21 protein-coding genes and 1 tRNA gene are annotated in these 19,557 nt (G+C 67.1%); 12 read left to right on the forward strand and 10 right to left on the reverse strand.

Features of this window, described 5'->3' with window-relative positions; translation table 11 throughout:
- The first annotated feature begins 23 nt into the window (after window positions 1–23).
- On the forward strand, window positions 24–866 hold the full coding sequence (locus tag EV138_RS24485; RefSeq protein ID WP_133981121.1) for a uracil-DNA glycosylase: 843 nt from the start codon (window positions 24–26) through the stop codon (window positions 864–866).
- Window positions 867–1,515: 649 nt separating this feature from the next.
- Complete coding sequence (locus EV138_RS24490; protein ID WP_133981122.1) at window positions 1,516–2,826, forward strand: NAD(P)/FAD-dependent oxidoreductase; 1,311 nt, start codon at window positions 1,516–1,518, stop codon at window positions 2,824–2,826.
- 120 nt (window positions 2,827–2,946) lie between these two features.
- On the opposite strand, the gene EV138_RS24495 is transcribed toward EV138_RS24490, so the two are convergent.
- Together EV138_RS24495 and EV138_RS24500 are read right to left on the reverse strand one after the other, a co-directional pair.
- Window positions 2,947–3,612: a response regulator gene (locus EV138_RS24495; protein WP_133981123.1), complete on the reverse strand. Its 666-nt coding sequence runs from the start codon at window positions 3,610–3,612 to the stop codon at window positions 2,947–2,949.
- Window positions 3,609–4,727, reverse strand: a complete 1,119-nt coding sequence (locus EV138_RS24500) for a sensor histidine kinase (protein WP_133981124.1) — start codon at window positions 4,725–4,727, stop codon at window positions 3,609–3,611. The genes EV138_RS24495 and EV138_RS24500 overlap by 4 nt, the downstream gene beginning before the upstream one ends.
- 104 nt (window positions 4,728–4,831) lie before the next feature.
- Between EV138_RS24500 and EV138_RS24505 the strand changes: the two genes are divergently transcribed.
- The 4 genes from EV138_RS24505 to EV138_RS24520 all read left to right on the forward strand — a co-directional run bounded on the left by EV138_RS24505 (window position 4,832) and on the right by EV138_RS24520 (window position 7,043).
- A complete protein-coding gene (locus tag EV138_RS24505) occupies window positions 4,832–5,338 on the forward strand; it encodes a glycine cleavage system transcriptional repressor (protein WP_133981125.1) in 507 nt (168 codons plus the stop codon).
- Entirely contained in the window at window positions 5,335–5,895 is a 561-nt protein-coding gene (locus tag EV138_RS24510; protein ID WP_166678664.1) for a peptide deformylase, read from the forward strand. The genes EV138_RS24505 and EV138_RS24510 overlap by 4 nt, the downstream gene beginning before the upstream one ends.
- Window positions 5,896–5,932: 37 nt before the next feature.
- Window positions 5,933–6,013, forward strand: a tRNA-Leu gene (locus EV138_RS24515).
- 598 nt (window positions 6,014–6,611) lie between these two features.
- Window positions 6,612–7,043, forward strand: a complete 432-nt coding sequence (locus EV138_RS24520) for a YybH family protein (protein WP_133981126.1) — start codon at window positions 6,612–6,614, stop codon at window positions 7,041–7,043.
- Between the two features lie 453 nt (window positions 7,044–7,496).
- On the opposite strand, the gene EV138_RS24525 is transcribed toward EV138_RS24520, so the two are convergent.
- Window positions 7,497–8,531: a GNAT family N-acetyltransferase gene (locus EV138_RS24525; protein ID WP_133981127.1), complete on the reverse strand. Its 1,035-nt coding sequence runs from the start codon at window positions 8,529–8,531 to the stop codon at window positions 7,497–7,499.
- Between the two features lie 292 nt (window positions 8,532–8,823).
- On the opposite strand from EV138_RS24525, the gene EV138_RS24530 reads away from it, so the two are divergent.
- Window positions 8,824–9,462 carry a ribonuclease FAU-1 family protein gene (locus EV138_RS24530; RefSeq protein WP_133981128.1) on the forward strand — a complete coding sequence of 213 codons (639 nt, stop codon included), beginning with the start codon at window positions 8,824–8,826 and terminating at the stop codon, window positions 9,460–9,462.
- Window positions 9,463–9,817: 355 nt separating this feature from the next.
- Here the strand turns inward: EV138_RS24530 and EV138_RS24535 are convergent, their stop codons facing one another.
- Window positions 9,818–10,300: a peptidase inhibitor family I36 protein gene (locus EV138_RS24535; RefSeq protein WP_133981129.1), complete on the reverse strand. Its 483-nt coding sequence runs from the start codon at window positions 10,298–10,300 to the stop codon at window positions 9,818–9,820.
- A gap of 139 nt (window positions 10,301–10,439) precedes the next feature.
- Entirely contained in the window at window positions 10,440–10,934 is a 495-nt protein-coding gene (locus tag EV138_RS24540) for a DinB family protein (protein WP_133981130.1), read from the reverse strand.
- Between the two features lie 77 nt (window positions 10,935–11,011).
- Between EV138_RS24540 and EV138_RS24545 the strand changes: the two genes are divergently transcribed.
- On the forward strand, window positions 11,012–11,770 hold the full coding sequence (locus EV138_RS24545; RefSeq protein WP_238158330.1) for a DUF4118 domain-containing protein: 759 nt from the start codon (window positions 11,012–11,014) through the stop codon (window positions 11,768–11,770).
- A 105-nt stretch (window positions 11,771–11,875) separates the two neighbouring features.
- Here the strand turns inward: EV138_RS24545 and EV138_RS24550 are convergent, their stop codons facing one another.
- The 3 genes from EV138_RS24550 to EV138_RS24560 all read right to left on the reverse strand — a co-directional run bounded on the left by EV138_RS24550 (window position 11,876) and on the right by EV138_RS24560 (window position 13,513).
- The gene (locus EV138_RS24550; protein WP_133981131.1) at window positions 11,876–12,181 is read right to left on the reverse strand and encodes a hypothetical protein; all 306 of its coding nucleotides are present in this window, start codon (window positions 12,179–12,181) and stop codon (window positions 11,876–11,878) included.
- 62 nt (window positions 12,182–12,243) lie between these two features.
- Entirely contained in the window at window positions 12,244–12,786 is a 543-nt protein-coding gene (locus EV138_RS24555; protein WP_133981132.1) for a hypothetical protein, read from the reverse strand.
- A gap of 31 nt (window positions 12,787–12,817) precedes the next feature.
- On the reverse strand, window positions 12,818–13,513 hold the full coding sequence (locus EV138_RS24560) for a DUF6308 family protein (protein ID WP_133981133.1): 696 nt from the start codon (window positions 13,511–13,513) through the stop codon (window positions 12,818–12,820).
- A gap of 130 nt (window positions 13,514–13,643) precedes the next feature.
- Here EV138_RS24560 and EV138_RS24565 point away from each other — a divergent pair, with 130 nt between their 5' ends.
- From EV138_RS24565 to EV138_RS24575, 3 genes are all read left to right on the forward strand, one after another.
- Window positions 13,644–14,171 carry a hypothetical protein gene (locus EV138_RS24565; RefSeq protein ID WP_166678666.1) on the forward strand — a complete coding sequence of 176 codons (528 nt, stop codon included), beginning with the start codon at window positions 13,644–13,646 and terminating at the stop codon, window positions 14,169–14,171.
- Between the two features lie 152 nt (window positions 14,172–14,323).
- Window positions 14,324–15,163 (forward strand): Bax inhibitor-1/YccA family protein, encoded by an 840-nt coding sequence (locus EV138_RS24570; RefSeq protein WP_112242292.1) that lies wholly within the window; start codon window positions 14,324–14,326, stop codon window positions 15,161–15,163.
- A gap of 228 nt (window positions 15,164–15,391) precedes the next feature.
- Complete coding sequence (locus EV138_RS24575; RefSeq protein WP_133981135.1) at window positions 15,392–15,829, forward strand: VOC family protein; 438 nt, start codon at window positions 15,392–15,394, stop codon at window positions 15,827–15,829.
- Between the two features lie 108 nt (window positions 15,830–15,937).
- On the opposite strand, the gene EV138_RS24580 is transcribed toward EV138_RS24575, so the two are convergent.
- Together EV138_RS24580 and EV138_RS24585 are read right to left on the reverse strand one after the other, a co-directional pair.
- Window positions 15,938–16,168, reverse strand: a complete 231-nt coding sequence (locus tag EV138_RS24580) for a DUF4287 domain-containing protein (protein ID WP_112242290.1) — start codon at window positions 16,166–16,168, stop codon at window positions 15,938–15,940.
- A 365-nt stretch (window positions 16,169–16,533) separates the two neighbouring features.
- A complete protein-coding gene (locus tag EV138_RS24585; RefSeq protein WP_238158331.1) occupies window positions 16,534–17,583 on the reverse strand; it encodes an SGNH/GDSL hydrolase family protein in 1,050 nt (349 codons plus the stop codon).
- A 77-nt stretch (window positions 17,584–17,660) separates the two neighbouring features.
- Between EV138_RS24585 and EV138_RS24590 the strand changes: the two genes are divergently transcribed.
- Window positions 17,661–19,034 (forward strand): cystathionine beta-synthase, encoded by a 1,374-nt coding sequence (locus tag EV138_RS24590; protein WP_133981136.1) that lies wholly within the window; start codon window positions 17,661–17,663, stop codon window positions 19,032–19,034.
- Window positions 19,035–19,557 lie beyond the last annotated feature (523 nt).

The raw sequence follows: 19,557 nt of genomic DNA on the forward strand, positions 1-19,557 counted from the left end.
GGCGCCCGCCTTAGGCTGAGGGGATGAAGCTGCCGCATCCGCTGACCGGCCAACTCTTCGAGAGTCCGGTGCCGCCGGGGACCGGATGGCCCGAGGACCCGGCCGCACCACGTACGCCGGTCGCCCACAACGCTGCTGACGTAGTCGCGCTGGCTGGCGACCTTCCGGTGACGGAGACCCTGGCGGAACTCGACGCCAGGGTCTCCGTCTGTCGTGCGTGCGATCGCCTGGTGGAGTGGCGGGAAGATGTTGCCCTGAGCAAGCGAAAGTCGTTTGCGGACCAGCCTTACTGGGGCCGGCCGATCGCGGGGTGGGGCTCGTCGTCGCCGCGTGTCCTGATCGCCGGGCTCGCGCCGGCCGCCCATGGTGGAAACCGAACCGGCCGGGTCTTCACCGGCGACCGCTCCGGCGACTGGCTCTTCGCATCCCTCCACCGAGTCGGCCTCGCATCACAACCCACCAGCACCCACGCCGGTGACGGTCTCCACCTCCTCGGCGCCCGGATGATGGCCGCCGTCCGCTGCGCCCCTCCGGCCAACAAGCCGACGCCGGAAGAACGCGACACCTGCTCCCCGTGGTTCCACGCGGAACTCCGCCTGGTCCTGCCGTCCACCCGAGTCATCGTCTGCCTCGGCAAATTCGGCTTCGACGTACTCCTCAACGCCTTGGCCGCCGTCGGCGGCGAGATCCCCCGCCCGCGCCCGAAGTTCGGTCACGCCGTCGAATACGTAGTACCAGGCCCGTACGGCGAAGTCGTCGTCCTCGGCTGCTTCCACCCCAGCCAGCAAAACACCTTCACCGGCAAACTCACCGAACCCATGCTCGACGCAGTCTTCACCCGAGCCCGCACCCTCGCCGGCCTGTAACCCCCACGCCGGCGCCTCGCTCGCTCCTTCGTCGCTCCTCGCCGCCAGCTCCCACCCGCCCAGGGCGCGGCCTCCTCCGTCGCCCGCTTGGACGAGGGCGCCCGCCGTCGGGGTGAGCCGCTCGTCGACCTGACGAACGCGAACCCGGAGGCTAGCCGCGTTCGCGCTTGGCCTCGGCCTCTTGTCTGCCGACTTCGGGCTCCGGCTTCGCCCAGACGCCGCCAGCTCCGCGCCTCGGCGGAGCTTCTCGCAGCGAGCTCCCGCACGTTCTGGCGAGCCTTCTCGCAGCTAGCTCCCGCACGCTTCGGCGAGGCTCCTCGCAGGTAGCTCCCATGCGCCCCTGATTGGGTTCCTCGCAGTCAGCGCCCCGCCGCCATGCTGCCGCCTCCCAGCGCCCGGGCTCGTAGGTGCACCTTGGCGAAGGTTCGTAGTACCGGGCCTTTTGCGGTTGTGTACCGGCTCACAGGGCAAATCGTGGGATTGCTGGTTCTTGGCGCGTGAAGGTCGCACGATAGGGCACAAGAGAACCCTCTGGCGGGTGAATTCCGGTGCGTGAGATCACCCGAGAGACGCCTTGTGAAAGTTTTCACGAGCGCTGTATCCTGAAGTAGACATGAACTTGGAGAACCACTCAGGGAGAGTGAACCGGATGACAGCCCAGGTACCGCACATCCTCGTCGTCGGGGGCGGTTACGTCGGGATGTACACCGCGTACGGCCTACGCAAGGCCGCCCGGCGCGGCAGGATCAGGGTGACCGTCGTCGACCCGCGGTCCGTGATGACGTACCAGCCGTTCCTGCCCGAGGCGGCGGCCGGCTCGGTCGAACCGCGGCACGTCGTCGTCCCGCTGCGCAAGACACTCAAGGGCTGCCGGGTCGTCACCGGCCGGGTCACGTCGATCGACCACGCGCACAAGGTCGCGAAGGTGATGCCGGAGGAGGGCCCGGACTACGAACTCGCGTACGACCAGATCGTGGTCGCGCTCGGCTCGATCGCCCGGACGCTGCCGATCCCGGGGCTGGCCGAGGAGGCCATCGGTTTCAAGAACGTCGAGGAAGCCATCGCGCTGCGTAACAAGGTGCTCGACCGGCTCGACGTCGCGTCCTCGCAGCCCGACCCGGCGTTGCGCAAGGCCGCGCTCACCTTCGTCTTCATCGGCGGTGGGTACGCCGGTGTCGAGGCGTTCGCGGAGCTGGAGGACATGGCCCGCTACGCCACCCGGTACTACGACAACATCAAGCCCGAGGACATGCGCTGGGTGCTGGTCGAGGCGACCGGCCGGATCCTCCCGGAGGTCGGCGAGGAGCTCGGCAAGTACACCGTCGAGGAGCTCCGCAAGCGCAACATGGACATCAAGCTGGACACCCGGCTGGAGTCCTGCGAGAAGGGTCACGTGATCCTCAGCGACGGCGAGGAGTTCGACGCCGACACGATCGTCTGGACGGCCGGCGTGAAGGCCAACCCGGCGCTGGCCAACACCGACTTCCCGCGCGACGAGAAGGGCCGGATCAAGTGCCTCGCGAACCTGCGGATCGAAGGTCTCGAAGACGCCTGGTCCGCCGGTGACAACGCGGCCGTCCCCGACCTCACCTCCGACACCGGCGCGTACTGCGCTCCGAACGCCCAGCACGCAGTACGGCAGGCCCACCGCCTCGCCGCCAACATCCTGCGCGTCGTCGACGGGCAGGAGCCGCAGGACTACAAGCACAAGTACGTCGGCTCCGTGGCGAGCCTTGGCCTGCACAAGGGCGTCGCGCAGCTGTACGGCGTGAAGGTGAAGGGCTTCCCGGCCTGGTTCCTGCACCGCACGTACCACGTCTCCCGCGTCCCCACCCTCAACCGCAAGGCCCGCGTCATCCTCGACTGGACCCTCGCGCTCTTCTTCCGCCGCGAGGTCACCAGCCTCGGCAGCCTGCAGACCCCGAACGAGGAGTTCCGCAGGGCCGCCGGCTCGAAGTAGCAGCCGTCTGGCGCCCGTAGTTCCGAGGATTTGGTACTGCGGGCGCAAGCGTGCTCGTACTACGGGCGCAAGCGCGCTCGTACTACGGGCGCAAGCGTGCCCGGGCTCCGATGACGCCGATCAGCGGCTCCCGTCGAGCAGGTCGGCGTCGTGGACCAGGAGAGCGATCTGGACGCGATTGTTCAGATCGAGCTTGGTGAGGATCCGCGAGACGTGCGTCTTGACCGTCGGGACGCTCAGATAGAGGGTCGCGCTGATCTCGGCGTTCGACTTGCCCTCGCCGACCGCGACGGCGATCTCCCGCTCGCGATCGTTCAGCCCCGCGAGCCGCTCGGTCGCCTTGGCCTTGCGCTGATCCTGACCGGACGTGGCCACCCGGTTGATCAGCCGCTTCGTCACCGCGGGCGACAGCACAGGCTGACCGTTCACGACGCGCCGGACCGACTCGACGATCTCGGCCGGCGGGGTGTCCTTGAGCACGAACCCGGCCGCGCCGGCGCGGAGCGCCCGTAGTACGTGCTCGTCGGCGTCGAACGTGGTCAAGATGATCACCTCCGGCGCATCCGGCCGCCGGCGAAGCGTCTCGGTGGCGGTCAGGCCGTCGACTCCGGGCATCCGGATGTCCATCAGGACGACGTCGGGGCAGAGCTGATCGATCAGGCCCGGTACGGCGGTCCCGTCGCCTGCCTCGCCGACCACCCGGATGTCCGGCGCACCACCGAGCATCAGCTTCAGCCCGGCCCGGAGCAGGGGATCGTCGTCCACGATCAGGACCCGAATCGTCATGCGGGCCACGGTAACCAAGCGGCGAGCCGGAAGTCGCCCGCAGGGGTCCGCCCGTGTTCGAGCCTGCCTTCGACCAGAGCCGCACGCTCGGCCAATCCGAGCAGTCCTTGCCCTTCACCGGTACGCCGGTTCGGCGCCGGGTTGACCACCTCGACCTCCAACCCGTTGCCTGGGGCACCGACCACCCGGACCCGGACTGCTTCGCCGGGCGCATGTTTGAGCGCGTTGGTCAGCCCTTCTTGGACAATCCGGTACGCCGTCCGGCCGACGTGGTCGGGAAGGGGGCCGTCGGCATCGAAATCGAGTTCGACCGGGAGCCCCGCTCGCCGGGAGTCCTCGACCAGGACGGGGAGATCCGCGAAGGTCGGCTGGGGGAGTTCGCCGACCGGCGCACGCAGTACGCCGATCACTTCACGCAGGTCCTGCAGGGCCTGGTGCGCGCTGGCCCGGATGATCTCGGCGGCACCACCGACCTCTTCCGCCGACGCATCCGGCCGATATGCCAACGCACCGGCGTGCACGCTGAGCAGCGACAATCGATGACCGAGTACGTCGTGCATCTCGCGCGCGAGCTCCTCGCGGGCCCGCAGCTGAGCCTGCTGCGCCTGGAGGCGGGCGACCGTCTCGGCGCGATCTGCCCTGTCCCGCAAAGTCTGCAGCAGTTGGCGGCGGGAGCGGATGTAGAGCGCCCAGCCGACGACTGCCGCGTAAATCGCCACCGAGAAGCCGATCGTCACGCCCCACGGCTCCGGCTTGTCGCGGACCTCGGTGTAGATGACGATGCTGACCGCGTTCGCCAGGAACACCCAGAGCGTCGCGCGGAGCGGCTTGTAGATGGTCACCGACATGACCAGGATCAGCGTGGCGGCGCCGGCCGCGTCGGAGTACGTCGTGGCGATGGCGCCGAGGATCGCGAGCTGCACCGGCCAGCGTCTGCGGAACCAGAGGGCGAAGCAGAGCACCATGCCGCTGATGAAGTCGAGCGCGAGTAGGCCTGACGAGACCGGGTCGCGGTCGCCGGCGTCGTACAGGAGCAAGCTGCCGAACACGGCCGCGAGGAAGAGTAGCGAGTCGACCACCCAGTCGCGGCGGCTCCGCCTGCGGTTGCCGGTCATGGCGTCGACGATAGTGGGCCCGCGGACGCTCGGGCGTCGGTTCCGGGCGTCCGGATACCGAAGTCAGAGCAGGTCGAGACTTTCGGCCAGGTAGGTTCTGCGCCATGAGCCAGCTCGCAGTCACCGTCATCGGCCCGGACCGCCCGGGCATCATCGCCGACGTCACCGAGGCCCTCGCCGGAACCGGTGTGAACCTCGAGGACTCCTCGATGACGCTGCTGCGCGGGCACTTCGCGATGATGATCGTCTGCTCGGGGGAGTTCGAGGCGGTCAAGGAAGCGGTGGAGCCGCTGCGCGGGGAGCTGGTGATCACGGTCCGCGAGATGGGTCCGGAGCAGACGCACGCCCCGATCGGAGCGCCGTACATGCTCAGCGTGCACGGCGCCGACCGGCCCGGCATCGTCTCGGCGGTCACCCGGATGATCGCAACTGTCGGCGGCACCATCACGGACCTGACCACGCGGCTCAGCGGGGCGCTCTATGTCCTGACTGCGGAGGTGGAGATCCCCGCTTCGGCCGATCTCGAGCTGCTGCAGCGCGCCTTGGAGATCACAGCGGACGAACTCGGCGTCGGCGTCACCTTGCGCCCGGCCGAGAGCGACGACCTGTGACTCGTTTGAACGAGGTGTTGGCCAGCTGGAGCCCCGCCCAGCTCGGCCTAGTGGGCGACGTACTGGAGGTGATCCGCGCGCCACACCCCGTTCTCGCCACAGACGGCGCCGAGGTGGATCCGGTTGATCCGGTGATGGTCGCGCTGGCCGCCGACCTGATCGCCACGATGCGTGTATCGCCGGGCTGTGTGGGGCTTGCAGCACCCCAGGTGGGCGTGGCGGCTCAGATGTTCGCTCTGGACGTGACCGGACACCCGAAAACGCGCACCTGCCACGGCGTCTTCGTCCTCTGCAACGCGGTCGTCGTCGAGGCCTCCCGCCAGGAAAAGGGCCGCGAGGGCTGCATGTCCGTCCCCGACCTCACCGGCGACGTCAAACGCGCCACCCGATTGACGGTCCGCGGCGTCCTTCCCGGTACGACGGACCCGGTCACCCTCACCACTGACGCCTTCGAAGCCCGAGCCATCCAACACGAACTGGACCACTGCTCCGGCAAGCTCTTCCTGGACCGAGTAGCAGGCGCCCACGCCCTCTACCCCCGCAAGGTCTACCTCTAGCCGCCCCGATTCCTTGTATCGTCATCCCCTGACCTAAGCCCGGGTGGCGGAACGGCAGACGCAGCGAGCTTAAACCTCGCAGCCGAAAGGCATACGGGTTCGAATCCCGTCCCGGGCACTTGTTGGTACTACGAGGAATCCCCCACGCAGGCTCCTCCGTCGCCTGCTCCCGCCCGCCCTTCTCCGCGGCTCCTCCGTCGCCGCTCGCCGTGGTTGCTGCGGGTGCCACCCGGCAGTTGACCACCTTCCTCCGGGACCCGGTATCCCACGCAGGCTCCTGCGTCGCCTGCTCCCACCCACCCTTCTCCGCGGCTCCTCCGTCGCCGCTCGCCGTGGTTGCTGCGGGTGCCACCCGGCAGTTGACCACCTTCCTCCGGGACCCGGTATCCCACGCAGGCTCCTCCGTCGCCTGCTCCCACCCGCCCGGAGTCCGCCGCTCCTCCGTCGCGGCTCGTGGTGGTTGCCCGCGCGATCACGTGCATGCCCACGATGGCGAGGCTTGCGACGAGACAGACGACCGATCGCTGCTCCTCAGCAAATCTGACAACTTTCAGGCGGTTGTCCCGGTGAAGTTGGGAAAGGTTCCTCCTGAACCGGGAATCGGCTCCCTTGCTGACCGAATCCGCAGGCTTGACCATCTTCTTGAGTGCACCGACTGCAGCCTCAGTAGTTCGGGCCTCCAGGGTCATTGGATCCGACTGCCGTAGGGGGAAGCCATGAAGAATGCCGAGCTCGACAAGCTCATCCAGCAAGACCACGAAGCCTTGGCAGCTTTCTGCTTTGGCGACCCCGAGCCGAAGAAGCGGCTGTACTCGCACAGCGACGACACCACGTTGGCCAATCCGCTCGGGCCGCCGGCGCGTGGATGGCGGCAGGTCGCCGCAGCGCTGGACGCCGCGGCTGGGATGCTGAGCGACGGCGAGCCTACGAGGTTCGAGCGTATCTCCGAGTACGAGACAAGCGACATGGCGTACATCGTCGAGATCGAACGGACCACGGCGAAGCTCGGGGGCGCCGAAGAGCTGTCGTCGTTCGCGCTTCGCGCGACGACGATCTTCCGACGCGAAGAGAACGCATGGAAGATCGTGCATCGTCACGCGGATCCCATCACCACACCGCGCTCCGTCCAGTCGGTCCTGACGCCGTAGCAACCTTGCCCGTGCCCGAGCCGATCCTGCCCGTCCCCGGCCTGTACCTCAGTGCCTCGGTTGCAGTTCGGCCGCGTTAAGTGCTGTCCGGAACAAGGTGCGCTGACGGGCAGCCGAGGCGAGATGGACCCCTGCGGATCGCCCGGAACACCGGCAGGTCGAACCCAACCTCGCAGCCGAAAGGCATACGGGTTCGAATCCCGTCCCGGCACCGGTTGTATACCCCACGCACGCTCCTCCGTGGCCTGCTCCCACCCGCCCGGATCCGCCACTCCTCCGTCGCGGCTCGCTGTGGTTGCCGCCGCGGCCCAGCCCACGGGCGACGATGGCGACAAATCAGACAACCGATCGCCCCTGCCCAGCAAATCTGACAAATTTCTCTACGCCTTCAAGACGGGCCCCTTCCGGGCCCGAAGCGCGCCGGCGTCCGTCCGTTACGCAGCGCCTGGTCAGTCAGAGGTGGAGCCGCTCCGCCAGATTGGCGATCTCGATTGTGACCAGAAGGCGTCGGGTCAGCTCGCGGAACCCTGTGCGTGCGTTGACGGCTCGCATCCCGGTGTTGGCGACGGCGGTGGTGCTGGACAGGCGACGCACGTTCGGCAACTCGTCTGCGAGCCGGAGGGCCATAGCGGCTTTCGCCCAAGTCGCTAGCCCATGTCGTCGGTGCTCACCTACAACGACTGTGTCCTCCTGGCCAACGTCGACGCTTGAGGGGCCAACCTCCACCGCGGTGAACGCCGCCACCGTGGACGTGCCGGCGACGACGGCGGCGGTGACCCACAGTTCGACGGTGCGATCGGCGCGTTCGCGCTCACTCTGGCGTACGAGGTCGCGGTCCCAGGCAACGACCGCACCCGGCGGCAGATGGTTGTTTGGGGCATCGGCAATCGCGCGCTTTGCCAAGGCATAGGAGTCGACCAGGAGGTCCGGTGCGCGGCCAGACCAGTGCACCAACTGGTAGCCGTCTTGGTCAGTAGTGGCGCTCCGCTCAAGGGCAGCACGGTCGAGGGTCGCGAAGTCCAGCACATTGATGACGAGTTCGTCACCGACTGTGGCGCCGAGATGGCGGGCATATCCAGCGCCGGATGTATCCGCGAGGACCGTAGTGGCGAGAATCTCCATACCCGCAGCCCGCTGGTCACGGACCACTTCAGCGAGAAGCGACCGACCGGCCCCGCGGCCACGCATGTCGGGCAGGACGTAGATCCGCGCGAAAGCCGTCTTCGGCTCGCCAGCGGCACGGACCTCCGCGGCACCGACCACCGTCCCGTCGAGATGACCAGCCCACCGAGCCGTCCTCGGGTCGGAGAGTTGCTCGCGGAGACGCTCACAGGACTGAGCAGGTGCGGGAGCATACTCTCCACGCTCGATCGCGCCCACCCTACGCATCACGTCGCTCCATGCCGCGAGCCGTAACTCGTCGACCTCGGGCCCCAGAAGGTCAGCACCAACACCGGGAAGTCGCACAACCCCAAGACTAAACGCCATCCAGACCACGGTTCGAACCACAACGTGCAGCGGAAGGGGGAAGTCGGCAGGCCACCGGACCGCCTTCTGTCATTGGAGGATCTTTGAGCGAACCGCCCGTAACAACTGCCTTGAAGCGGGCCAAGCCCCCGTCACCCGGGGCGCCGAACCCCTTGTAGATAAGGGGATAGGCGTCGTGTCGATTGAGCCGCCAAGGTTACTCCTGTCCATGGCATCAAGAGCGTCCTTCGCGCCTGTTCCTGAACGGCGTGGCCGGGCTGTGGCGTGGTTCAGACGGCCGTACCATGGGCCGATGCTCTTCGCTCCTGGTCAGTCGATCGTTCGTCGCGATGTCCACCGCAATGGGATGATTGCCGCGGTGGAGAGCGCGCGGGTCGTGCGTGACGACACGGAGGCGCTGGTCACCTGGACTGCGTCCGGATCGGACTGCATGCTGCGCGGCACTCGGGACGGCGCGTTGATCCGGAGGATGTCGCTGGCGGAGCGGGACCGTACGCCGTCCATGCTTTGGCCGCGGCCTTGGGAAGGCCGGCACGTGCTGATCCGCACCGAACCCGAGGCCGACCATTCGGTGTGGTGGTTCTTCGACCTGGAGATGCGGTTCGAAGGCTGGTACGTGAACCTGGAGTCCCCGGTACGCCGCTGGTCGGCCGGGACCGACATCCTCGATCATGCGCTGGACATCGTGGTCGCGCCCGATCGCAGTTGGTCCTGGAAGGACGAGGACGAGCTGGCCGAGCGTGTCGGTCATCCGGCGTACTGGACGGCGGTCGAGGCCGACCGCATCCGAGCCGCCGGCGAGCGCATCGTCGGCGACATCGAGGCCGCCCGGTTCCCGTTCGACGGCCGGTACACAGACTTCCGTCCCGACCCGTCGTGGGAACCGGCCGACCTGCCCCCGTACTGGGACGCCGAGGTGGCGTCCCGCTGATCGTCAGCGCCAGTCGCTGTTCCGGGCGTCGTCTGCTGCCGGCGGGTGCGCAGTGTTCCGAAGGGCACGCGTGTGGCGGCGTTGGGTGGCCGCCGCTCTCGGTCAGGCGCGGATCGGCGCGCTGGAGGGGTGGATGTCCTGTCGGTCGGGACACTCATGCTCACGTGATGCTGGGTCGGGCGCGTTTGGTGATGTCGGAAGGTGAATTAGGGCCTTGTGGGAATTGCGCGTCTTGGTTCGGGAATGGGGAAATGTGGCAATGGCTCAGCTGGGGGTGCCAGCTGAGCCGTTGCGGGGTGGGGAATTAGTGTGGGGCGTGAGTTGAATTCATTTGGGGAATTCGGCGACCGTGGGTTCAGTAAATCTTCAGGGAGCTTGCCGTGTCGCCGCCGCCGTGGGCGGCGGAGCTGCCGGCGGGCATGTCATGGTGGGTGCCGTTGAAGCTGGCGTCGGTCCACCAGCGGGCCAGGTGGGAACCGCGGTTCGCCCAGGAGGACATCTCGTCGTTGAACCCGTAGTCGCTGAGGTGCGCGATCGACGTACCGGACGAACTCCACTTGAGCATTCGGCCGGAATAGCTGCCGTCCTGCCACAGGCAGACCCAGCCGGACGGGCAGTCGCCGAAGACGGCCGGGGACATCGACACGTCGACACCACCCGGCATCCGCATCCAGCGGCCGTCGGCGCTCAGTTGGCCACCCTGGGCGGCCAGCTTCTGGGTCAACTGGGCGGTTCCTGTGGATGCCGGTGCCGACGTCGCGGAGGCCGGGGAAAGGCTGATGGAAAATGCCGCGGCCGAAGCGGCGACGAGAGCCAAGGTAATTCGGGTTTTAGTCATGACTGACTCCTAGCGAGGGGCGGATACTAGAAACAGATAGTGCGCGAAGGACCACCGTCCGTCAACCAGTCACGCGGAAATTCTAGGTTCCGTCATTCCTTGGCAGCGTGTGTTTCGTTAAAATTCAGCCGCTGGAGGGTTATTCGCCGGTTCGGCCGTCGGTGGCTTCTCGGAGGAGGTCCAGGTGGCCGAGGTGCCGGGCGGTTTCCTCGATCAGGTGGGTGACGGCGTAGCGGAGGGTGAAGGTCATTCCGGGGGATTTGGCCGGGGTGTCCAGGGAGTGCGCGGCGGTGATTGCGCGGGAGCGGGCGCATTCGGCCTGGTAGTCGGCGACGATGGCGGTGAGGGTGTCGTCGGGGTCCAGTCGGAAGTTGCCGTGCGGGTTCTCGTCGGTCCACGGCCAGTCGACGTCCTCGGCGGCGAAATCGATGGCGAACCAGAAGCGTTCGACGCCGGTCAGGTGCTTCACCAGGCCGGCCGCAGTGAGGTCGGTGGTTCCGATCGGTCGTGCGAAAGCTTGCTCGTCGGTGAGGCCTGAGACCTTGTACGCCACGGTCTGGCGCAGAAAATCGAGCATGCCGCTCAGGGTCGCCCGCTCGTCCGCGCTTTCCGGCGGTCGCACTCGTTCGTCCATGGGAGACAACGTACGGCGATCGGCGGGTCTTGAGGTGGCTGGCAAAGTTGCGGTGGAGCGTTGAAAGTGCGGCCGTCGTGCGCATCAATGGGGAGGTGACTACCTACCGCAGCGAGGTGTTGACCGGCGCAGTACTGGGTCCGCTGGTGGTCTGCGCACTGCTGAGCCCGTTCCGGAACAGTTTCGACAACGCCAACGCGGCGTTGTTGCTGGTGCTGCTGATCGTCGCCGTCGCGTCCTTCGGGATCAGGCCGGCAGGGGTGGTCGCTGCTGTCTCGAGTGCGGTGTGGTTCGACTTCTTCCTCACCGTTCCGTTCAACCGGCTGACGATCGACGACAGTGCCGACGTCGAGGCCACGATTCTGCTCGTCGTGATCGGCGCCGCGGTTACCGAGATCGCCATCTGGGGCCGTAGGCAACAAGCTCGGGCGAGTCGCCAGAAGGGCTACCTGGATGGGGTTCTGACCGCATCCCATGCCGCGGCGCAAGGGGCATCGGTGAAGGACCTGATCGACCAGGTGGAGGCGGAGCTGGTCGCAGTACTACGGATCGATCGCGCGCGATTCGTTGCCGGCGACAAGCGACCTCATGCGCCGCAGCTGAACCACGACGGTTCCGTCTCGCGAGGCGGCCAGGTGCTGAAGGTCGAGCGAGACGGGCTGCCAACCAACGCCGAGATCGAGTTGGTCGTCCAGCACGCCGGTACGACGAGGGGCCGCTTCCTGCTCACCGCGGCCGCCAGAATCACCCGCCCCGACCTCGAACAACGCCTGGTCGCCGTAGCCCTCGCCGACCTGGTCGGCGCCGCCCTCGCCGGCCAGCCCGCCACCCCCTGAACCGGCCGCCCGGAAGAACCACCCCCGGCCGGCCCCGGCGCCGTACTTGCCCATACAGGTACGGCGCCGCTCCTGCGCGGAACGTCGATTGCGTCGGTCTGGTGCTTACGTCCCCGCCGCGGTCTCTCGTAGGTGCTCCAAAGAGAGGAACAGCAGTTCCTCAGCAGTTTGCAAAGATGCCTCGTCGGACACACGACAGGTAACGGCGTACTTGGCCTGTTGGAGCTCACCAACCGTCGGTCCGTGGAGTGCCTTTGGTACCTGCTCGTACTGGAGTGCGAAATCGACCTTGCCGGTCCAATGCGGGTAGGCGATCGCGCCTGTGGGCCGGTCCAGAAGGGTGTCGTGGATCCTGAAGTAGTTGGTCGGAACACCCGATTGGTTGACTGCAGGGACTGCGACCGCGGACATGAACCTGGCGCTCCTCACGAGTCGGTGGAGATACGTGGCGATCACGGGAGCGCGTTCGTCGATCAGTTGGGACAAGTCGAAACGCTGTTCAGGCGGGGGGTGTGGGGTCCTTGCGGCGGTGCGTGCAGCGATAGCGCTGCCTCGCCAGCTCTTAGATAGGCGTGCGCCTGGCGGTCCCAGACGGAGATTCCTGCCAGCTCGTACCTTTTCCACCCTGTCGCGTTCACCGATCCCAGAAGGGCGTGCTCCTCCTGGGTCACCGTGCAGGCGACAGCGTGCTTCGCCAGGAAGGCCGTGAGACGGTCCCCGGTCCACGGGACCCCAGCGATGAGCTGGGTGATGATCCAGCTCCTCTCCCAGACATGTTCGTGCTGGATGTGGGCCGGGACGTGAAGGTTGCGCGCACCGTCGGTGACATATCGGAGGTTGTACTTGGGATGAGGTGTCATCCCTGCCGCCTCCGTGTACTTCCAAACCGCTGTGTCGATCAGCTGACGGCGATGCCTCTCGCGGACATCGGGCAGGGCGAGGAGAGTGCCCATCGCCAGTACCAGGCTCGCCTTGTCCTTGTCCAGGCTCGTCGGCGAGATGTACCGGTTGTCCACTTGCTTGAGCAGGTCGGTGTTGAGCGCCGTCTCAGTACGCCGCCAAGGACGGGTTGCCCTGGGACTTCCAGGCCAAGATGTCGAGGAGGCGTACTTGACTGAGTCGGCCTGGGGTGTCGGTGGCTGCGTCGAGTTGAGCGAACTCGGACGGCTGGTCACGGATGTCGTTGGCGATCGCGGTGGTGATTGCGGTCATGTAGTCGGCCCATGATCGCTTCTTGGCGCGAGGGACTGGAGCCTGGTCGCCGACGTAGCAAGCGCGGACCCACTTGTCATGCAGAACCAGGCATTGCGGAGCCTTGCGGTGCAGGATCTTCGAGAGCGTCGTGGCTTTCACGCCGCGTGGTCGGTTTTGCGAGTCGTCGAGTACTCCGTACAGCGGCCTCACCGTCGCTGCGATTTGTAGGTCGTCGAGGTCTGCCAGCGGGTGCTGCAGATGGCTGCTCGCAAGTCCTTCGTTGAGGGCAGGCTTTATGCGCTGCAAACCGTAGAAGGCGCGGATGGAGAGGCCGACATTCAGTAGCACCGGCGCGAGGAGGTCTGCGTCGGTGAGCTGATTCGGGAGGTTGTTGTCTCGCTCGTAGTCGTCGTACGCGGGGTACGCGTACGGGCTCGAGCGGGTCTTGTTGTTCTCGGCGTCGGTGTAGTCGCGTAACCAGTCGACGGCGGTCTCCAGAGCGATGCGGACCTTGCCGATGTGGATCTCTTCTGCTGTTTTCCCACCCATGCCCGGCGACACTAGTGGCCGGCGTCGGAGGGGTGAAGGGGGCGGCACTCCGGGTTGAGTCGCTGGTTTGGGGTGGGTGGCTCATGCTTGGCCGGTGATGGATGGGGAGATTGAGCAGCGGGTTGTGGGGATGGCGGTTCGGGCTGGGTTTCCGGTGCCGAAGGTGGTCAGGGCGCAATCGGATGAGGACGGGCGGTACGTCGTACTGATGCCGCGGAGTTCGGATGGGGTGTTGATGTATGTGACGCCTGAGGGGGCTGCGTTGCCGGGGGAGGTGCTGGATCTGGTGTTTCTTCAGGAGTATGTGATGGCGCAACTTGGGTTGCGGCAGCATCGGGCGGTGTTGCCGGTGATCGTCGGGGTGCCGATCGTGGCGATGGGGATCGTGCTGAACTTCTTGGTGGGGGCCATGGTCGCGATCGTGGTGACGGTGGTGGCGATTCCGGTGGTCTGGAGCGGGTACGAGGCGGTCTGGAATCGGCGGTTCATGCGGCGGGTGGATCGGCGGCTGGCGGAGCTGATGGGGGCCGAGGGGTTCCGGACGGCGCTTGGGCAGTTGGCGGGGAGCCGGGAGTGGGAGCGGGGCTTCGGGTGGCTGTATCTGGGGGCTCCGCCGTTGCCGCCGGAGCGGTTGCGGTGGGTGCAGAACGCCGGGTGAAACGCGGAGCTGGTTGGCGTGCGCAACCGTTTGCGCCCGGCGGGTTCCGGTTGGGGAACACCTAGCTGATCCTCAGGCGTTGTTAAGGGTTGGCCCGTAGTATCGGGACACGGCCCACAGCGGGTCGACAGTTGGGTCATCAGGAGGATGACATGCAGAGGAGCAGTAACCCGGTCCTGAACCGGTCGAGTGCGTTTGCGCCTGGCCAAGGCCAGGCTTACCCCGGGGCGGCTCCGTACGGTCAACCGGGCCCCTACGGTCAGCCCGGCCAGTACGGCGGACCCGGTATGCCCCCGCAGCAGTACCAGGGCGCGCCGGCGGCCAGCCGACCCATGACCTTGGACGACGTCATCGTGAAGACCGCCGTGACGCTGGGTGTGGTCGTCGCGGCCGCCGCCGTCTCGTGGTGGATGGTCCCGACGAGCCTGGTGACGCCGGTGTTCCTTGCCGGTCTGCTTGGTGCCTTCGTGATCGGGATGGTGTTGTCCTTCTCGCGCAAGGTCAACCCCGCACTGGTGATGGTCTACGCCGTGCTCGAGGGCGCATTCCTCGGAATCGGCAGCAAGTTCATCGCGAACTGGGTCGGCGACCCGACGATCGTCGTGCAGGCCGTGCTGGCCACGATGGTGACGGCGGGGCTGACGCTCGCGACGTACAAGTACTTCAACATCAAGGTCACGCCGCGGTTCACCCGGATGGTCGTCGTCGCGACGATGGGCTTCGCCGGCGTGGTGCTGATCAACCTGGTGCTCAGCCTCTTCGGCATCGGTACCGGGATCGCCGGGATGGGCGCGATGGGCCTGCTGTTCGCGGCGATCGGTGCCGGTCTGGCGGTGTTCAACCTGATCCTCGACTTCGACATGATCGAGCAGGGTGTGCGCGCCGGAGCCCCGCAGAACGAGGCCTGGCGGGCCGCGTTCGGTCTGACCGTCACGCTGGTCTGGCTGTACTGGAACCTGCTGCGGATCCTCGCCATCCTGCGCGGGAACTGATCGAGCGGGACTGAGTCCCAGACACTGGTACGACGAAGGGGCCGATCCTCCACCTGGAGGGTCGGCCCCTTTCGTTGTCCACGGTCTTGGCGCCGGGCGCCTGTCCACCGCCGGTATGCCGGTGGTCGCCTGCCCACCGGTCTGTCCGGTACGGCGCGCAGATGCTCGAGCGGGCCTGGGTGATTACTTGCCCGGTGGTCTGTCGGTGGGCGCTGGCACGATGAGGCCATGACTACCGCGTGGACGATGACAGTTGACTGCACTGATCCGGCCGGGCAGGCCGACTTTTGGTGCCTCGCGCTCGGTTACCGGCTGGCGGACCCGCCGCGAGGCTGGGACAGCTGGGAGGACTGGCTCACCGACCAGGGCGTGCCAGAGGACGAGTGGAACGACGGAGCAAACATCTCCGATCCCGCGGGGGTGCGGCCGTCGATTTCCTTCCTGAAGGTGCCCGAGCCGCGGACGGTGAAGAACCGGCTGCATCTCGATCTTCAGGTCAGCGGCGGGCGGGACCAGCCGAGTGGCGTGCGCGAGGAGCGGATCCGGCAGAAGGCGGCCGAACTGATCGAGGCCGGGGCGACCGTGGTGCACGAGGCGGAGCAGAACGGGAAGCTGGATCACCTGTGGATGGCAGATCCCGAAGGCAACGACTTCTGCGTTGTCTGAGCGAGAGCGCTACTTCTGCGTGGTGTGAGGGAGAGCGGGAACAGCGAAGGCCCGCCCCTCCACCTGAAAGGGCAGGCCTTCGTGAAAGTTCGACTCCTGTTCGGCTCGTCAGCCCATGCGCCGGTGCGCTTTGACCAGGTCGTATTCGTGGACGATGGCTGTGGCGTGCCCGTGAGCGAGGGCGTACTCGCTGGAAAGCCATCTCACCCTGTCGTCGAAACGCAGGAACGACGGTCCGTCGTTCATCAGTTTGAACCACTCTGTCATCTCACGCCCGGTGCACTGGGGCACCTTCTCCACCAGACGTTGGTGCGTCTCCTCGGAGTGGTTCAAGCCCATCTTCGCCTCCCGTCAGCGGGGTATCGCGTAGTTATCGACTGTGCACCACGACAACGCCGCAATCAAGCCCCTCTTCATGAAAGTCATCGCTCAGCGGACGCACTATCTCCCAACAGACAGGTGTTTCCGGGCCGAGACAGGGCGGAGGTGAGGGAAGGCGAGGAAGTTGTGAGGACGCACGATCTCCCAACAGACGGGTGTTTCCGCGTCGAGGCGGGGCGGAGGTGACGGAAGACGAGGGGTGGTGACGACGCACTATCTTCCAACAGGCAGGCGTTTCACGGCCGGAGGGTGGTGGCGGACGTGAGGGGGTGGGGACGCACTATCTCCCACCAGGCAGGTGTTTCACAGCCTGAGTCGGCTGGTTAGTTGCCGACTGGGATGGGGGGTTCGGTGGGTTCTTCGATGCGATCTACTTCGGGTTTCGGGTGGCGGCGGCGGTGGCGGAGTTGGACCCAGCGGCCTCGGGGGCCGCGTTCGTTGCCGGCTACCTGCGCTGCGGCGACCTCGGTGCCTGCTGTGCGAGCGGCCTGTACGGCGGCTTCGGCGATCGGCAGCACTGCCTCCCCGCGGAACGACTCCGGATGCGTGAACGACTCCATGCCGACGCCGACCGCCGCGGCAACCGAGGGCAGCAACGCGGCCGAGGCGGCCGCATAGCCCGTCACCGACGGGTGGAAGTTGTCCGGTCCCCACATCGACGGGTTCGTCCGGAAGGCTTCACTGAGGAGTGACCCCATCGAGACGGTCCGCCCGCCGGCCTCGACGACCGTGATCGTCTGGGCGGCGGCCAGTCGCTGGCTCCACGTCCGCGCCACCTGGCGCAGCGGCGGCATGATCGGTGGAACGACGCCGAGATCCGGGCAGGTGCCGACCACGACCTCGCAGTTGGCGGCGCGCAACCGGCGTACGGCGATGTCGAGCTGGCGGACCGAGGCGGACGGCGGGACCTGAGCCTTCACGTCGTTGACGCCTATGAGGATCGCGGCCACATGCGGCCCGGCCTGCAGCGCTGCGTCCACCTGCGCGGCGAGATCAACAGACTTGGCGCCCGTCTTCGACACGTCGACCAGCCGGACCGGCCGCTGCGCCAGCTCCGAGAGACCGCTGGCCAGCAGGACGCCGGGGGTCTCGTCCGGTGAGGAGGTGCCGTACCCGGCGGCGCTGGAGTCGCCGATCATGGCCAGCGTGATCGGATGCCCTGAGTAGCGGCCGTACAAGCCGTCGCCGCGGGTGGGGTAATACCGCATCGGGCCGATCAAACGCTTGGCGTACTCCGCTTCCGCGCTCAGTACGCCGTACAGCATGGCTCCGATGAGTCCGAGGCCCCCGCCTCCCAGCGCTGCGGCCTGGGCCAGTCGCTTCGCGGCCCGGACCCGTCCTGAGTCCTTGGCCCCGCCACCCCGCATGCTCATGGATCAAGGATTACACGCTGTGATCTCGAAGCAAGCGAAATAGGGGGATCGACGCGCTGTCCCATACAGTGAGATTTGTGCGCTACTCAGAATCTCTCCTGGACCTGGTCGGTAACACCCCGCTCGTGCGGTTGACGAAGACGACCGACGGCGCCAAGCCGCTCGTGCTCGCCAAGGTCGAGTACTTCAACCCCGGCGGCTCGGTGAAGGACCGGATCGCGGTCCGGATGATCGAGGCGGCCGAGGCCTCCGGCGAGCTCAAGCCGGGCGGCACGATCGTCGAGCCGACCTCCGGCAACACCGGGGTCGGGCTGGCGATGGTCGCCCAGGCGAAGGGCTACAAGTGCGTCTTCGTCTGCCCGGACAAGGTCAGTGAGGACAAGCGCAACGTGCTCAAGGCGTACGGCGCCGAGGTGGTCGTCTGCCCGACCGCGGTCGCTCCCGAGCACCCCGATTCGTACTACAACGTCTCCGACCGGCTGGTCCGCGAGATCGAGGGGGCCTGGAAGCCGAACCAGTACGCCAACGTGAACAACCCGATCTCGCACTACGAGTCGACCGGCCCCGAGCTCTGGGAGCAGACCGAGGGCAAGATCACCCACTTCGTCGCGGGCGTCGGCACCGGCGGCACGATCAGCGGCACCGGCAAGTACCTCAAGGAGGTCTCCGGCGGTCGCGTCCAGATCATCGGCGCCGACCCGGAGGGATCCGTGTACTCCGGCGGCTCCGGCCGGCCGTACCTGGTCGAGGGTGTCGGCGAGGACTTCTGGCCCGAGACGTACGACAAGACCATCTGCGACCGGATCATCGAGGTCTCCGACGCCGAGTCGTTCGCGGTCACCCGGCGGCTGGCGCGCGAAGAGGCGATGCTGGTCGGCGGATCGGCCGGGATGGCGGCGGCCGCGGCGATCCGGCTGGCCAAGGAACTCGACGACCCTGAGGCCGTGATCGTTGTGCTGCTGCCCGACGGCGGCCGGGGCTACCTGACGAAGGTGTTCAACGACGACTGGCTCGCGCAGTACGGGTTCCTCGCGCACGCGCGGCAGGGGACGACGCTCGGCCAGGTGCTGGCCGGCAAGGACGGCAGCATGCCGCCGCTGGTGCACACCCACCCGCACGAGACGGTCGCCGAGGCGATCGAGATCCTGCGCGAGTACGGCGTCTCGCAGATTCCCGTCGTCCGGGCGGAGCCGCCGGTGATGGCGGCCGAGGTGGCCGGCGCGGTGTCGGAGCGGACGCTGATGGACGCCCTGTACTCCGGCAAGGCGCGACTGGCCGACATGGTCGAGATGCACATGGACCCGGCGCTGCCGTCCCTCGGCGCGGGGGAGCCGGTCGCCAAGGCGGTCGAACTGCTCGAGGGCCGCGACGCGCTGATGGTGCTGGACGACGGTAAGCCGGTCGGCGTACTGACCCGCCAGGACCTGCTCGCCCACCTCTCCATCGACTGAACCGGGGCCCAGCGAGTCGGCGACCGGTGGTGGAGGGTCAGCGGTCGACGACGGTGGGGACGATGGCGATCAGGATCGTGACCAGGATGCCGAGCACGATGCCTGCTGTACCGAGGATCTGAAGGATTTCCATACTTCGAGAATCCTTCGGGAATCGCCGCCGGACATCGGTCCGCGGATCGGTTCCGGCGTCCTCCCTCGGTCGCAGCTCGTTGCTATCGACTACTACTTCTGTTGCCCGGGCAAAGGAAAGCACAACGTCCGCAGAGCCGGGGGGAACGGGCTCTGCGGACGTCAGCATCCGGACGTCGGCTCCGGGCGCCAGTGGGCCGGACGTCGGGGGGGGCGGTGTGGGGTCAGCGGTCGACGACGGACGGCACGATCGCGATCAGGGCCGTGACGAGTACGCCGGCGACGATGGCGACCGCGCTGATGATCTGGATCAGGTTCATGCCTCAAGAGTGCCGTCGGCCGGCCCCGATCACATCGGCCTGAAGACCGGTCTTCACCTCATCCCATGGTC

The organism is Kribbella voronezhensis (genome assembly GCF_004365175.1).
Classification (GTDB): domain Bacteria; phylum Actinomycetota; class Actinomycetes; order Propionibacteriales; family Kribbellaceae; genus Kribbella; species Kribbella voronezhensis.